General features: G+C 39.3%; 13 protein-coding genes. 2 read left to right on the top strand and 11 right to left on the bottom strand.

Annotated features, from left to right (window positions below; all coding sequences use genetic code 11):
• Positions 1-59: 59 nt before the first annotated feature.
• The 5 genes from V6C27_13280 to V6C27_13260 form a co-directional block, all read right to left on the bottom strand.
• Positions 60-1,349 (bottom strand): nucleotide sugar dehydrogenase, encoded by a 1,290-nt coding sequence (locus V6C27_13280; protein ID MEG6617378.1) that lies wholly within the window; start codon positions 1,347-1,349, stop codon positions 60-62.
• Positions 1,331-2,557 (bottom strand): glycosyltransferase family 4 protein, encoded by a 1,227-nt coding sequence (locus V6C27_13275; GenBank protein MEG6617377.1) that lies wholly within the window; start codon positions 2,555-2,557, stop codon positions 1,331-1,333. The genes V6C27_13280 and V6C27_13275 overlap by 19 nt, the downstream gene beginning before the upstream one ends.
• A gap of 28 nt (positions 2,558-2,585) precedes the next feature.
• The gene (locus V6C27_13270) at positions 2,586-4,907 is read right to left on the bottom strand and encodes an O-antigen ligase family protein (GenBank protein MEG6617376.1); all 2,322 of its coding nucleotides are present in this window, start codon (positions 4,905-4,907) and stop codon (positions 2,586-2,588) included.
• Between the two features lie 145 nt (positions 4,908-5,052).
• Positions 5,053-6,150 (bottom strand): TolC family protein, encoded by a 1,098-nt coding sequence (locus V6C27_13265; protein ID MEG6617375.1) that lies wholly within the window; start codon positions 6,148-6,150, stop codon positions 5,053-5,055.
• Positions 6,151-6,243: 93 nt separating this feature from the next.
• A complete protein-coding gene (locus V6C27_13260; protein MEG6617374.1) occupies positions 6,244-8,403 on the bottom strand; it encodes a copper amine oxidase N-terminal domain-containing protein in 2,160 nt (719 codons plus the stop codon).
• 469 nt (positions 8,404-8,872) lie between these two features.
• Between V6C27_13260 and V6C27_13255 the strand changes: the two genes are divergently transcribed.
• Positions 8,873-10,186, top strand: coding sequence for a copper amine oxidase N-terminal domain-containing protein (locus tag V6C27_13255; GenBank protein ID MEG6617373.1), 1,314 nt, complete (start codon positions 8,873-8,875; stop codon positions 10,184-10,186).
• Positions 10,187-10,456: 270 nt separating this feature from the next.
• Here the strand turns inward: V6C27_13255 and V6C27_13250 are convergent, their stop codons facing one another.
• The 6 genes from V6C27_13250 to spoIID all read right to left on the bottom strand — a co-directional run bounded on the left by V6C27_13250 (position 10,457) and on the right by spoIID (position 15,142).
• Positions 10,457-11,491, bottom strand: a complete 1,035-nt coding sequence (locus tag V6C27_13250) for a rod shape-determining protein (GenBank protein MEG6617372.1) — start codon at positions 11,489-11,491, stop codon at positions 10,457-10,459.
• Positions 11,492-11,706: 215 nt separating this feature from the next.
• A complete protein-coding gene (gene spoIIID, locus V6C27_13245) occupies positions 11,707-11,955 on the bottom strand; it encodes a sporulation transcriptional regulator SpoIIID (protein MEG6617371.1) in 249 nt (82 codons plus the stop codon).
• Between the two features lie 411 nt (positions 11,956-12,366).
• On the bottom strand, positions 12,367-12,756 hold the full coding sequence (locus tag V6C27_13240) for a type II toxin-antitoxin system death-on-curing family toxin (GenBank protein MEG6617370.1): 390 nt from the start codon (positions 12,754-12,756) through the stop codon (positions 12,367-12,369).
• Complete coding sequence (locus V6C27_13235; GenBank protein ID MEG6617369.1) at positions 12,757-12,996, bottom strand: type II toxin-antitoxin system Phd/YefM family antitoxin; 240 nt, start codon at positions 12,994-12,996, stop codon at positions 12,757-12,759.
• Positions 12,997-13,141: 145 nt separating this feature from the next.
• Positions 13,142-13,825, bottom strand: a complete 684-nt coding sequence (locus tag V6C27_13230; protein MEG6617368.1) for a M23 family metallopeptidase — start codon at positions 13,823-13,825, stop codon at positions 13,142-13,144.
• Between the two features lie 357 nt (positions 13,826-14,182).
• Positions 14,183-15,142, bottom strand: a complete 960-nt coding sequence (spoIID, locus tag V6C27_13225) for a stage II sporulation protein D (GenBank protein ID MEG6617367.1) — start codon at positions 15,140-15,142, stop codon at positions 14,183-14,185.
• Between the two features lie 226 nt (positions 15,143-15,368).
• On the opposite strand from spoIID, the gene V6C27_13220 reads away from it, so the two are divergent.
• The gene (locus V6C27_13220) at positions 15,369-15,584 is read left to right on the top strand and encodes a transcriptional regulator (GenBank protein MEG6617366.1); all 216 of its coding nucleotides are present in this window, start codon (positions 15,369-15,371) and stop codon (positions 15,582-15,584) included.
• Positions 15,585-15,702: the final 118 nt, after the last annotated feature.

The following is a 15,702-nucleotide window of genomic DNA, read 5'->3' as shown; positions in this document are numbered from 1 at the left end:
ACTCTCCTCGTTACTAGCCCGACACACATTAACCGCAAAATTTAGTAATAGTGTTGTGTTTAGGCATTAGCGGCTAAAGATTTATTATCAAAAAAATTATTAACATCATCTTTATTAATGGCATCGCCTAGCAAGATAACTTCAAATCCCGCTTTTTCCCACACATCATGATCAATTATATTTTTAGTATCTATAATTAATTTGTTTGCAACTAATAGGCTAAATACTTCTGGGTTGAGTGATTTAAAATTTGTATGGTCCACTGTTATTAAAACGCAATCAGCGTGGTCTAAACATTCTTCTAATTCTATAGATGTTGGGACATAGGGATCGTAGGCGGTTACTAAATAGCCCTTTTTCTTTAGTAAATTAATAATTTCCAGGGAAGGACTTTCTCTAGTGTCATCTACATTTGCTTTATAGCTTAGCCCTAACACCGCAACTTTTCCGGCTTTCTTCACTTTTTGACTAACAATATCCACTACATACCCCGGCATACTGCTATTTATTTTTCGTGCAGTGGTAATTAGTTCTGATAAATTCGGGGCTGCTCCAATGATAAAGTAAGGATCAACCGCAATACAGTGTCCCCCTACCCCTGGTCCTGGTTGGTGCAGGTTAACCCGCGGATGTTCATTAGCTAATGAAATTGCTTCCCAAACATTTATACCCAAGCTTGCACAGATCTTAGCCATTTCATTAGCTAAAGCTATATTAACATCTCTAAATGTGTTTTCCATCAATTTAACCATTTCTGCGGTTCTGAGATTAGTAGTGTACATTTGCCCCTTAACAAAAGAGCTATAAAGTTCTTTTGCTACTTCTGCTGACTTATTAGTATTACCGCCTATAACTCGATAGTTATTGACTAACTCATCAACAATCTTTCCAGGTATAACTCTTTCCGGACAATGTGCAACATAAATATTTTTGTCTTGCATTCCATTGGCTTTTAATTGAGCTATCACAACGTCCTCGGTGGCACCTGGATAGACAGTTGATTCCAAGACAATTAGATTACCTTCTTCTAAATATGGAATTATCGACTTCATAGCTTCGTTGCAGTATTTCATATCAGCTTGTTTTTCTTTTGTGCAGGGGGTTGGTACTGAAAGTATAAATGCATCAGCTTTTTCTGGCGTCGTACTAACCGTCAACTTTTTTAATCTCACAGCCTCTTCAATAAGCTCTGGCAGACCGGGTTCTACATAAGGGCATTTACCCTGTGATATTTCTTCAACGATCTTAGTGTTGATATCCACACCATGAACTTGTAAACCGGCACTTGCAAACATTGCTGCTGTTGGTAAGCCTATGTATCCTAATCCGACTACGCAAATTTTTTGCAACTTAAAAGTCCCCTCTCCAAATGACTGTATATATTTAATAGTTTCTGCTCTTGTGTTGACCATAAGAACAATTGTTTATTATCTTTACAGTTACTCTTTAATTTTTGTATTAAGCCTTCATTAGTTATATATTTAGTTATGGTTTTTGCAATTGCGTTTGGCTCTAATGTTTCACAAATTAGCCCAACATTATATTGTGCCACTTCTTCACTTATACCTGGTTGATTACCCACAAGCACCGGTGTGTCTGCCATTATATAATCATACATTTTATTAGGAGCTGCTAACCAGTTATTTAAGCTTATATTTTCATAAAAAGCTACACCCAAATCAGCTTGTTTTAAATAGCCATGTATTTCCGAAGGATTTATAGGGGGCATTATTATTACCCGTTCTGTTAAACCTTCAACTTCAACTTTTTCTTTCAGTGCAGTTGTTAAGTTGCCATAACCGATTAATAGCAACACCGCACCTGACTCAATAAAATTCATTGCTTCAACTAAGTTAGTCAGTGCCCGGCCGCCCTGAAGTCCACCTATGTATATGATAATTACAGTTTCTTTTTCTATACCTAGTTGATTTCGTAGTTTTATATTAGCATTATTACTTTGTTCCTCATCGGGGTAGTTCTTTATTACTACTGGCAAACTAATTTTATACTTTTTACTCATTATTTCAGCCCTTGGCTCATTGGCAGAAATAACTATGTCGGCACGTTTAATTAAATTACTCTCTATTAATGTATATATTATTTTTTCTAAACTACCTCGCCCCGTCATTTCTGGGTATAACTCATGAGAATCATATACTACTTTACCACCAAACTTGGCTGAACAACATAACCCAATGGGCAGCGCCGGTAAGTCGTGGCAGTGGAAAGCTAAATCACTTTTGTAGCCATTCTCTAGTAACCATTTAATTACAAAATCTAAATATCTTTTATATGCTAATAAATTCTTTACTAACCGGAAAGGTTTTTTTAGTGAATATAAAAACCTAGATTTAGGACTTAGATTTTTATGTTTAACCTGTGCTTTTCCAAAGGGGACCAAAGTAACACCAGGATACAAAAAGTTAGCGTTATCCTTTTTAATATAAAAAATCAGTACCTTATGACCATTTTTTGCTAGTGTTTTAGCTTCTTTTTGAACCCTAGCATCGTACCTTATTTCTTTAAGTAGAAACATGCATATTGTAGTTTTTTTCATTTTATTACCCCTGTTATATTGTTAGCAGTTAATCAATTTTATTTAGAGTTTGCTTTATTATTGAGTAAAGTTCGGCGCCTTTAGGGTACAACTCTATAGCATTCTCATATGCTTGTTTGGACTCATCTATCACATTTGCTTTTTCTAAAGCAGCAGCCTTCCATAGTAGTATTTCCCCTTTTAGTTTAGTATCTTTAGAATTGACGCCTTTTTCTGCTTGGGCCAATTCCTTCAATGCCATATCATAGTCACCAGCATAGCAGCGTGCTTGGCCCAACAGTAGCCTCATATTAGGTGTTAATTTGTTAAGGGGTGGTGCACCAGTCCAAAGACTCTTTTCTGTCTCACTAAGTTGGTTATATCTGTCATTCATTAATTGTGGAAGTTTTAATATTTCACTTATATGTTTATGTATCCCTTCATTTTTGCTATCATAAAGTTGTTGCTGTACCACATTAACTAACATAGCAGCATGTTGTTCATATCGTGTTCCCCTTAGGGGTTCTAACTCAATTACTTTTCTGCTTTCATCTAAGGCCTTGTCAAATTCCTTTTGGCTTAAGTAAAAGTTAGCTAATCTTAGCTTGGCTGCAGTATTGTAAGGGTTTTTTTGTATAGCATCAGTTAACTCTTGCTCTGCTCTTTGCTTTTCACCTACCATAAGCATTAGGTCTGATAGATATAACTTATATTCCGCATTATAGGGGTTTAAACTAACTGCCCATTCCGCTTGGTCTATAGCAGAACCATAGTTATTAGATTTTAGATGGTTGTAAGATGCGGCCAAAGCTTTATTGGCTGAAAACAGCATTAGCCCACCTAAAGTAACAACGCCAATTAATGCTAATGAGGTTATAAACTGAACGTTATTTTTAGTGTCAGTAGTTGATTTTACATCGCTGTACTGAATTAATAAACCTCTAGTTATTGCTAGTATTACCATCAATACAATAGTAAGGGCTGCCAATGATAGGTTAAAGTCTATTGTAGCGTGTACGAAAACCAACATAGCAGAGGTACCTAACAAAGCAGCTAGATCCCTGTATCCCTCCTTAGCTAGGTCAAATACTAATTTGATAAATACTACTACTATTGCCAACACTACCAGCATACCGATAATACCGGTCTCTACACCAACCTGAAAAATATAACTGTGGGCTTCATTTGTATTATAAAAATACCCCAGGTAGGATTGGTACATTTCCTGCCAACCGCCACCACCCCATCCGAGTAATGGGCGTTCTTTAATCATCTCAGTGGCTGCGCTTATAAACTCTACCCGAGTACTGGCTGTGCGCAGGTTTGAAAACCGGCTTATAATATTACCCACTCCACCTTGAAGCAAGAAGTAAACAAGGCCAGAAACACCTGCTAAACCAAAGATACCGGCAGTTGCCATTTTGAGCTTTCTGCTATTAAATCTAGAATACACAAACCACATTATAATTTTAGCAATGAAAACAACCAGCATGCCTAACAATACCCATAGCCAAGCCATGCCTAGGTTTCCTGCTTCTACACTGCGTAAAAACATGGTTGAACTGGGAATTGCCCCTAGGGCAATAATAATAAATTCGATTAATAGTCTTTTCTTGTTAAAGCTAAAAAATATAAAAACGGGTAAGGTGGCGGCAAATACCAAAAATCCACCGCGGGAACCGGTAGCCCAAAAAACAAGTAAGATTATAAAGCTTACTATTGAAATGCCTACAGATATATATTTACTTTTATCTTTTATTGTGCTACTTTCTTTACGGCTAAACTGGTTTAAAAAGTATAGTCCAATTAATAGACCTACCCCTAGGTATGAAGCAAGGGCGTTTGGGTATTGCAGCGTTGAGTAGATACGACCATTAATATAGCCATCCTTTATAGCTATAATATCAGTAGCAGCCGCTAGACCCACAATAGATAACACAAAAGCCGTGCTAAAGATTACAGCTAACACTGCTTCCGCTGATTTTTGGGTGATAATCAGCCTTGAGGCACACCAAAAGATAACAAAGTATAAAACATTGACTAGTATTTCATCGACAGATAATCCCAAATTGACAGCGTTAAAGCCTGAAATAATGTACACTAGTGGCAATGCTAGTATAAGAAAGTCTATGGGGTGACTTAGAAATGTAAGGTTTGTAACGCCATAACTTCTACTTCTCCACACATAAAAAGCTGCTGTAAGGGCCAACAGCGAAGCAAATATTAATATTTTTACTTGATCCTCTGGGAAGAATAAACCTCGCATGAAAGGTGTAATAATTATTATTAAAGATAAAATTATAATAGCAAATTTACGAATAGAATTATTGCCACTTGCCTCTAGGTTATTATACATTTTAGTATTACTCATATTACCCCACCTAATCACTGATATTCGACAAACATATTATATAATTAGACAAACACATCTCCTTTCCTGCTAATTTCTCAAAGGTTATTGTGGTTTGTCTTGTAACTCATGAAAAAAACTCCCTGATTAGGGAGTTTATAAGCACTTACTTCTTGTTATAGTGGGACACCAAATCATCACCAGTAAGCACTTGCAGTTGTGTTTTGGCGATATCATAGTTGTACACCAGTTCTCTCATTTGCTGTAATTTTTCTTTGTATTCTTGCTCAGTTTGTTGTTTTTGCAGGGCTGTGGCCATACCAACCTCGTATTGTAGATTTACAACACGGTTTTTCTCTTCTAGTGTTTTGACATTTTGCTCTAGGGTTTTATAGTTTTCGTCCAATGTTTCTAGAGATAGGTATAAGGATTCAACCTGTTGCTTCATTTTATCTTTAGCGTTACCTGCTTCTAGATCCTTAATGCTCGCTTCAATATCTCCAACTTTATAGTTGCTAGCAAAATCTTTAAGTCTATCCGTCACTTCAGCCAGACGATCTGCCGCCCATATTTCTACCCTTTGAGAGAGGGCTTTTGCAACAACATAATCCTTTGAAGTGAAATCGACTTGCTCATACTTTGAATTATCTACCAGACTATAATCAAAACTACCACTGACACCTAAAAGCGTGGCTAGTTTGCTTTTAGCTTCATCTAACGCATTTGTGGCAGCAACCAAATCTTTATTAGCATTTTGGTAACTGGTTTCCACTCCCTGAACCTCCACCTTTGTACTCATACCAACTTCTTGTTTTATACGAGCCTGTTGCAGTTGTAGCTTAGCTAATTTTAAAGCTTCTTCTGCTGTGGTTAACTTCTTCTCAGCAGTTAGGACATCGTAGTAGGCCGTTTTAACATCCACAACCATTTGTTGTCTTAATGCTTCCAGTTGCTTTGTCGCTATACGGTATTGAGTTTCATCACTAAGATAAGTGGTCCAATTCAACACAGTCTCTTGGTCAGCCAAGAGGTTACTTGTCGGTGTATTCCCTTTGCTTACATTAGTTCTAGAATCATCAAGGGTCTCTTCTGCTTTTTCTACTTCCAGGTCTTGTATTTTTAAATCTCTATTTCGTTCCAAAGCCATTTTTATAGCATCATCTAGAGTTAATTGCTTAGCATCTTCTGCAGCTAAAGCTGATGGTATAAAGACACTCAAGGCAAAGCATAGCGCAAAAAACATACTTAATATACGTTTAGACATTTATAGCGCGCCCCTTTATTGTATAAAGTGTTGTATTAATAGAGAAGCCCAGAACCTATTCGATTCTGGGCTTCAAATTAACTAATAAGTTAATTATTTGGAGATTACTACAGTCTTGCTGGCAGGATCGAAACCTACTTCGTAACCAAATGCTTGAGCTACATATCTTGCAGGCAACATGGTGCGGCCATTGATAGCTTGAGCAGCTACGTCCATAGTTTGAGCAGCACCGTTTACAGTGTAGGTTTTGCTGCCAAGTACGAACTCAACAACTGTTTCACCTTTGGTTAAGGTTGCAGTCTTGGTAGCTTCATCGTAAGCAACTGTAGCACCAATGGATTCTGCCACGTAACGTACGGGTGTAAAGGTGCGACCATCAATAACTTGTGGAGCTACGTCCATAACTTTAGTAGCACCATTTACAGTGTAGAGAGTAGAACCTAAGTTCATAACAACACTGTTACCTGCTTCGTCTGGTGCAGGAGTTACAACGGTACCTACTACTACATCGGTAACCTTTTCATAGTAGTCGGAATCAATAGCTTTTGAGAACTTAGTGTTTGCATCGAATTTGTTTTTAGGATCATCCTTATCTCCATCCACATAACCATTCATAGCATCGTTTGAAGTCATGAAGATGTCGAAGGTGATGTCACCTACAGGAACAGTACGGTCTAAGTTCATTTTAATATCAGAAATAGTAATTTCTGATGCACTCTTAGCACTTTCAGCATCAATTCTAAATGCAAAGTACTCATCGTCAGTATCTTCGTCATCAATTTCAATATCACCGTCAGTTACTTTAACAGTTGGTGTATCTGCAAAATACATACCATTCGGAGCTTTAACAATGATCCATTTGTTTTCCTCTATTGCTTCATCTTCAGTTTCTGTAATTACAATGTCACCCATTTCTTGGTTGTTAACACCAATTTGGAATTCTGGTTTCTCAGCACTCACCTTGAATGGAGGTAATACTTTGGCAATAACTACCTCTTCATCAATACCTTGGCTACCAGTAATTGTAACTACCAAGTCGCCTTCTGGAGCATCTGAATCAATGTTTACAGTCAGGTCTTCTAATTCCGCCTCACCAGTTTCACCAATAACAGTAAGTTTCCATTCTTCTTCATCAACTTTGGTAGTTTCTAATGGTCCATCATCATTAGTATCATTCCACTCAGCCCATGTAGGCAATTCTAATGTTACACTTCTGCCTTTAATCCATGAGCCATCAACTACATCATCAATATTGATTTGAACAACGTCTTGATCATTTTTACCAGCAATTACTGTAGGAATGTCACCCTCAGTTTCAACTTCAAAACCAAAGTCACCTACTTTAGCAATTACAACGTCCTCTTTAGTTGTTTCGTTGCCATCAACGGTTACTTCTACTTCATCACCATTGTCAGCATCGTCTGGAACACTAATTGCAAGGCCTGATAAGCTAATAAATCCGGCTTGTGTTCCGGTACTAGCCTTTTTAATTTTAATTTTAAGTGTATCAGTACCGAAGCCATCATCATCTACTTCAACAACTAAGCCAGCAGTGCCTTGAGGTGCCTTATAGTTTTTGCCTTTTACCCACTCATAGTCATTAGGCAAAGTCAATTCAATATCTTCGTATCCTGGTTCGCCTTCAGCTTTTAGTTTACCCACAGTAGCTTCAGTAATTCTGATTGTACCAATATCTCCAGTAGTGTCAATACCAATGGATTCAACATCAGAAATTGTGGTTACAGTACCACCACCAATAACACGTGCTACAGTAACAGAACTACTATCAACAGCAGTTCCATGAGCCTCAACTTGTACCTTTATGTCTCCTTCTACATCGCTATCGATATCAACTTTTGGAAAATTAAAAGTCAGTTTAGCCTCATGGTCAGTTTGATCGCCTACAATTTCAACAGAAATAAAGTTATCGCCAGCAGCAACAAATTTCACATCTTGATCATGACTAAGTGAAACGTAATCTCTGTAGTTTTCCTCGGTTACAGAAGTTGAGAATTCAACGCCTGCTGGCAAGTTAACTGTGATAACATCACCAGGATAAAAGAAACCATCACTATCTTCATCTTCCCTGATAACCAAATTACCAATTGTTTGCTCGTCGTCAGCTGCTACTCTAGTTACAGTAGAAGCATAGTTGTCGGTTGCAGCATCAGCTGGCAAAGCAGGTGCAGCAGTAAACAGCAAACCTGCAAGAGCTGCACTAGAAATTACTTTTAAGCCTAATTTCTTTTCCAAGAATGTTCCCTCCTAAAATAATTTTTATAGTTTTTCTTAGTAACTTCATTTATGGAGTTACTAGTTATGGAAAGTTTGTTCAGACCAACCAGTTGGTTCGTCGTCACCACTTCCAAAAACCTTTTTTGATGCTTTAGGTTTTTACCAGTTACTTTACAAAAAGTAACTAAGTGACTGTATTTCTACATAAATGGTAAAAATCCTGCATAATTTTGTACTTTAATTAATCAGTACATAAACTTAGACGATAGCTTTTTTATAAAAGTTCCCTGAAAATCATTTTTTTCTCAAATTCTTTTCTAAAACTTTTTAACCGCCATCACCTAACACTAAAATAGACGGTGGTGTTTACCGTTTTGTTCCCTAATAAGTTATTTTTTTATTTTAAGTAAATGGTTACAAAACAACAGCCATTTGTTTATAATTAGGGTATGTCTAACTAAAATTTTCAAGGGGAGGTATATGTTAGATGAAAAACAGAATATTTCTGACGTTAGTTGCATTTCTATTTTTGTTTTCCGCTTCTTTTGAGTCCGCCAGTGCTTCCGTTGGAGTTAAAAATGTTAATGCCCATTACAACAACATTAAAATCAATGTAGACGGCAGCTATGTTAACACTACAAACGAACCCTTTACCATTTATGGCATTACCTATGTGCCCTTAAGGGAGATTAGCAATATCCTGAACGCAGAGGTAAGGTGGGATGCCGAAAATAATATCATCTTTATTAAGAGTGGTAATAACAGTGCTGTAGCTAATTCCGAACCTAAAGTTATGGCTAACACATCTGACGGAACCCAAAAAGTTAATATCCATTATAATAACATTAAAATTAACGTGGACGGTAAATATGTAAACACCGCCAACGAACCTTTTACAATTAGTGGCGTTACCTATGTACCTTTGCGGGAAATTAGTAATATTTTGGATGCTGAGGTAGATTGGGATGGTGAAAATAATACTGTCTTAATATATAGTAGCAGTAACGAGTCTGTTGATATTTCTGAGCCAATCGACGACGAAAGCATTGATTCTGTTGATAGTTCAGAACCAGAGGAAACTGGTGATAAACCAGTTGGAAGCATTGAGCCTAAGGATGAAAATACTCTGTTTGCCGAGCTGCTATTTGATAAGTATGGCAAACTTGAAAGTGTTGATTTTGAGAAATTTGAGCTTAGCGGAGATAAAAGAGACATTAACCTAAATATTTATCTTAACTTAGCTAATAACACAGATACTTGGAACGCTCTAACCGACAGAAATATCAACGATTGGTTGGAAGATATCATTGAGGATATCCAAAAAAAGTTTGATAAAGACACCGAGGTAACAGGTAAAGTTATTCGTGTTAGTAATTTAAATGTTTTGTTAGACTTTGATAAAGATGGGGACGCCAATTTAAAATCTCGTTTTTACGATGCCAATTACAGAACTGGCGTTGAAGTAAAATCAAAGGCTAAACCTTTAGATAACAACTATGTTGGCAAACATTATTATGTTGATAACTTAGATTTTATCACCACCGCTGCCACTTATGGTGAAAATTTTGGTCAGTTAGATATAGTTTTAACGGCAACCAAGGCTAATACCACGTTTGACTGGGATAAATACTCTACTAGGGATATAAATGCCCATGTGATGGTAGTGTGTGATAAAGTTGTGGGGGATTATGATGGTGAAATAGAAGATTTAAAACAAATTAACCTCAATTTTAAGGATAAGTCCAACAGCCAAATTGCTCTCTTTAGGTATGATGTTAACGAAGAAAAGTTCTTGAGATAAAATTAAAGCCAGTGGCTCGCAACCTGACGTTGCGAGCTACTGGCTTTTTGCTTGGTAGTACTTATCTCTTTTTGTAGGGGCTTCAATTCATTGAGCCCGCAAACAATGTTTGTTTTTAGACTAAACCGTTTCACCACGCGCAAGCGTTACATTTTAAGGGCTCGATAAATCGAGCCCCTACAGAGTGCTTGCAAAGGTTGCTTGCGGTGATGATAGGCACCGCGACATAAGAGGCATTTGTATGTAATAATGACTGTATTCGTATAAAAATTACCCCATTACTTTTTTAAACAACTTCTTATTCTTCTGCGTCGGCAATACATTCAACATGGCCAGCGCTTTGCCAGTGCCAACGGCTACGCAACTGACAGCGTCCTCCGCTACGTATACCGGCAGGCCGGTTTCTTCGCTGATTAAACGGTCGAAGTTATGCAATAATGCTCCGCCGCCGGTCATTACTATACCTTTGTTTACTATGTCTGCTGCCAGTTCGGGTGGAGTGTGTTCCAGCACTTCTTTTACTGCCCCCACCACTGCCTCCAGTGGTTCGGATATGGCTTCGTATACTTGCCGGGTGGTTACGGTGAGGGCTTTGGGTAGGCCGGTTACTAAATCACGGCCGCGGATTTGGGTGCTGCGGTCGTTATCTATTAACGCACTGCCCACTTCTATTTTTATTTCTTCACCGGTGCGCTCACCGATCATTAGGTTGAATTCTCTTCTGATAAATCTAACTATGGATTCGTCAAATTTGTCGCCACCCACCCTTAGGGAACGACTGCAAACAATGCCGCCCAAAGAGAGTACCGCCACGTCTGTGGTGCCACCGCCCACGTCCACCACCATGGAGCCGCTGGGCTCGGAGATGTCTATGCCGGCACCCAGTGCTGCGGCCAATGGTTCTTCTATTAGATGGGCTTGTTTGGCCCCGGCCTGCACTGATGCTTGGCGTACCGCCCGCTCCTCTACACTGGTAACACCAGAGGGGATGCAAACCATTACTCTGGGTTTAAATAACCAGTTTTTACCGGTGGCCTTAGTGATAAAATACTGTAACATTTTTTCGGTGACATCGTAATCGGCAATTACCCCTTCTCGCAGTGGGCGAGTGGCCACAATGTTGCCTGGGGTACGGCCCAGCATGCGGCGGGCCTCTGAACCAACGGCAATTACTTTGCCGGTGTCTTTATTTATGGCCACCACCGAGGGTTCTTGCAAGACTATCCCTTTTCCCTTTACATATACCAAAATACTGGCGGTGCCCAAGTCTATCCCTATATCAGGTGCTCCAAATAATCCAAACATTTTCGGTACATTTCCTCCCCTTATTTTTTCCGGGCTTGTCCTCTAATATATAGGCTCTTAGAAAACTTGGCTTACGCCAGGCTTTTAGGCGTAAGCCTTAGTTGCACTTATACTATCGTCCTTAAATTCATATGCTTTTCGATAGTGAAGAAAAATTGAGCCTTAACATTTTTCTTATAACATAGCATATTTCGACTATGGGGAAAAGAAATCCTTTATATCTCTTTGTATTTTTTTCTGGTGGCCTCTCCACCCCGCAAATGGCGTTCTTGTTTGTTAATATCTAATATCTTTTTGACTTCGTGAGCCAGTTCTTTATTTAATGAAGGCAAACGTTCGGTCATATCTTTGTGGACGGTGCTTTTGCTGACTTGGAATACTTGGGCTGCCTGACGTACTGTAGCCCCGGTTTCTAATATGTAGGCGCATATTTCTAATACACGTTTTTGTATATAGTCTTGCATTAAGTTCCCTCCCCGGGCACACTTGTAACTAGTTTCATATATATGCACCGAAGAGGCAATTATGAATTAGGAATTTTGAATTTTAAATGGTTTGGGGTTGGTGGTGGGAGTTAATCTTGTCAACGGCAGGAGCCTGGCACCGGCAAGGTACTTTTTGCTTTACGGAACGGTGGGGGCACCGTTCGCTACGTTCGGAAATTTTATGTTGGAGAAAGAGGAGTAGCATCATGCATGTCGATATGCATGATGCTTTAATGAAAAAAGATAACATCGAAAAAAATTGAATGCTTTTCGGCAAGTTGTAGGAATGTGGGAAGGAAAAGATACTTCCTTCTTTGATAAATAATGAATCACCAAATACTTTTAGATACCAACATAATAATAAAAAACTGGCCTGAAAAGTGCCAGTTTTTATAACCTTGCGTCAACTTTATGACCCCTGATCCAATCGGCAATATATTTCTTTGATAAAATACCTTCAGCAATAGCAATACCCAAATCAACTAATTCATCTTCATGATAAGTTATACGATAATCATTATAATCAAGTAAAATTAGCATTAAATATATTCCCATTCTTTTATTTCCATCAACGAATGAATGATTATTTATTACGCCAAAGCAAAGGGCAGCGACCTTGCTTTCAAAATCAGGATATAAGTCCTGGCCTCCATAAGTTGCCAGTGGGCCATTAATTGCAGATTCAAGCAACCCCATATCTCGCAAACCTGGGGAACCACCAGTACGGTTAATCATCCTTTGGTGAAGCTTAAGAACATAATCAAGTGATAGCCATTTCATTTACTCGGACAGCCTTTTAAATACATTTAGATTTTTAGACAGAATATCATCTGCAATGCTATCAAGTTTTTGTTCTTCTAGTTGATTTTTTTCGTAATCGTCAAAGTCAATAATCAAATACTTTGGTTTGTTGTTTTTCATTACCAACACTTTCTTCTTTTCATCAACCAACCTGGCTATTTTAGAAAAGTTTTGATTTGCTTCAGAAATACTTATAATACAATCGGTGCCAACTTTCATAAAAAACACCTACCCTTTTTATAGTTATTATAAACTATTTTAGGGTAAATTAAACCTAAATTTTATCCTAGAATAAATAAAATATAACACCCCTACAAAAAGCAGAGTAGCATCATGCATGTCGATATGCATGATGCTTACATCTCTATTCTTGAGCTGGGTTTATGGGGGTTTGTTGTTCTGTTAGGGTGAATTTTAGGTTGTTGGTGGTGCCTAGGGTTTGTCCTTTTATAATTTGTTGGTCCGGTGATACCTCAATGGTGTCCAGTCCTTGGTATTTTGTTTGGTAGCCTTGGCCGTGGTCGATTACAATTAGGTATTTGTTATTTGGGTCTTGATCTAGCGAGATTATTTTCCCCGCCAAAGCTGCCTTTACTGGTGCTGACGGTTGGGTTTGAAATTGCATGCCTTCGCTAAACCGGTAATCGCCATAGGTTTCGGAATAGTAGGGGTCGTTAAACCCGGTGACCACCGTACCCATTACCGGCATGGTTAGTTGACTAACATCCACCTGCGGTTCGGGGTTGGGCTTTGGTGGTTGTTCTTTGGTTACAGTTTGCTCCGTTGCCAGTGGCGCTGGGTTAGCTGTTTTGTTCTGGTTTTGGGTTTGTTTGGTTTGGTTAACGGTATTATTGACTGATTGAATAGGGGTAAGCAGGTAATGGTTTACTGCCACCAATGAGCCAGCCAGCACCAATGCAACCACCGCCAGGCTGGCCAGTTGAAATTTGGCTCCCTTTAGCATCCATTTTCTCAACCATTCTTGGTATTTTTTTAGGGCATCTTGGTTTTTAAGTTTTTGTTTGTCGCTTTTATTGAAAGGCCACATGTTTATCACCTCTGTCTGTATTGTTGCCCTTTGGTGAGTGGTTTATACAAGCAGAACCTTGATTGATCGATTCTATTTAACGTAACATTTGTGCGTGATAAATAATGTTTGATTTATAAATCTACGTTGCGGTTGTGGGCGCGATGAATCGCGCCCCTACATTATGTGTATTGCATTTTTGATAAAACGCATTCATTAATTACATACATTATGCCTTTTGTAGGGGTTCGATTTATCGATCCCGTTTAACGTAACATTTGTACATGGTGAATAATGTTTGGTTTATAAACCTACGTTGCGGTTGGTGGGCGCGTGTATGAAAAGGAGCAGACCAATTTGTTGGTCTGCTCCTTCTATTTATTTTATCTTGGCTATTTTGGTGCCGGGGTAGTAGTGGGCTAGGATTTGTCGGTAGGTTTTATCGTGTTGGGCTAGGCCTTTGGCTCCGTATTGGCACAGGCCCACGGCATGGCCGTAGCCTTGGGTAGTGAAGGTTATTTGGTTATTTTTTATTTCATAGCTGAACTGGGTTGATCTTAGGGCCAGCAATTCCCTAAAGGTTGTGGCCGGTATTTGTTTTTCCCCAATGGTAATTGTTTTCGGGCGGCCAGTTGAAGTTTTGGCAGTTATTTTTATCGGTTGTTGGGCTCCGTTGGCCATAGCCGGAATGGCATTGAGGTCCACCTGCAGGCGCTGGGCCACTTTATCTAAGGGATAGCTCACCGTTCTGATGGGTTGTGGGTCAGCACAGTAGGGGCAGGACACGCTTTTTAAATAGGGTAAATCCGTTTGCCAAACATCGCCGGAGTTTTCGGTGCCTTGGCCGCCACAGGAGGCATGATACACCGGGGTAATTAGTTGCTTATTATAGGTTAGCACTTGGTTTTCTGTGGCCTGCACCGCCCACTTTATTTTGGGGTAATAATGTAGGTAGTTGGCTGTGCCCCAACGTTCTTTCATTTGCTCTTTGGACAGCCAGGCTTGGCCATGGCGGTGATCGTCACAGATGTCTGCCCCGGGATGGGTGGGGTTTTCTACTCCCCCCGGCAACAGGCGCTGGGCTATATAGGTACGGGCTGCTACTGCCTGGGCCTTCAGGGCCTCGCTGGGAAATTCCGCCGGCATTTCTCCGGCCACAACACCAATGAGGTATTCTTCCAGCGGCATGGTTTCTATTTGGCCGCTGGCATGGTGGTAGATTTTTATTTCGTGCCTGGTTACCGCCTTTTGTTCTGATTTGTTAATGGCGGGTAACAGGACAATTATAGCGACGGCAATGAGGATGATGCCAAGAATTGCTTTTCTAATGGTGACCACTCCCTTGTTTGCGAGCTTGTCCTGTATTTATGTATATGCTTGTCCAGGGTAGATTAGAACTTGGAATTTTGCAGGGGTTATTGTTCTTTTGACTGCTATATTCACTTTAAATTATAATAAGATTAATAAGATGAGTAAGAGGGGGTAAGAAAATGCCAATGAAAGTGGGCTGGTTAGCATAAACCCATATGTGGTAGATGATTAATGTAGAGGAGGAAGTGGTTTTTTGTTTGGTTGGTTATGGGGGAAGGAAAACAAATTGGTTAAGGAATTGCGAAAGAATCAAGGGTTCACCGCTAAAGAGTTGGCCATGAAGGTTAAGGTGGATACGGTTGAGATATTGAATGTGGACGAGATGAAATTGAAGGATGTGCCAGAGCCTTTGAAAAGCAAAATATCCCCCATTTTAAAGGGGGAGTACATGGATAAGATACCTTGGTAGTTTCGTTTGGCAGGCCGGCGTGGAAACCAGCCCCTACATTAGGTTGCTTAGCGGTGCCAGGCACCTGCTGGTGCGTAGGTTTGTGGAATTAGTTAATTTTATCAACGGCAGGAACCTG

This window comes from Peptococcaceae bacterium 1198_IL3148, assembly GCA_036763105.1.
Classification (GTDB): Bacteria; Bacillota; Desulfotomaculia; order Desulfotomaculales; family Desulfohalotomaculaceae; genus JBAIYS01.
The sequence above is the reverse complement of the archived record's forward strand: the minus strand, read 5'-3'. Positions and strand labels throughout refer to the sequence as shown.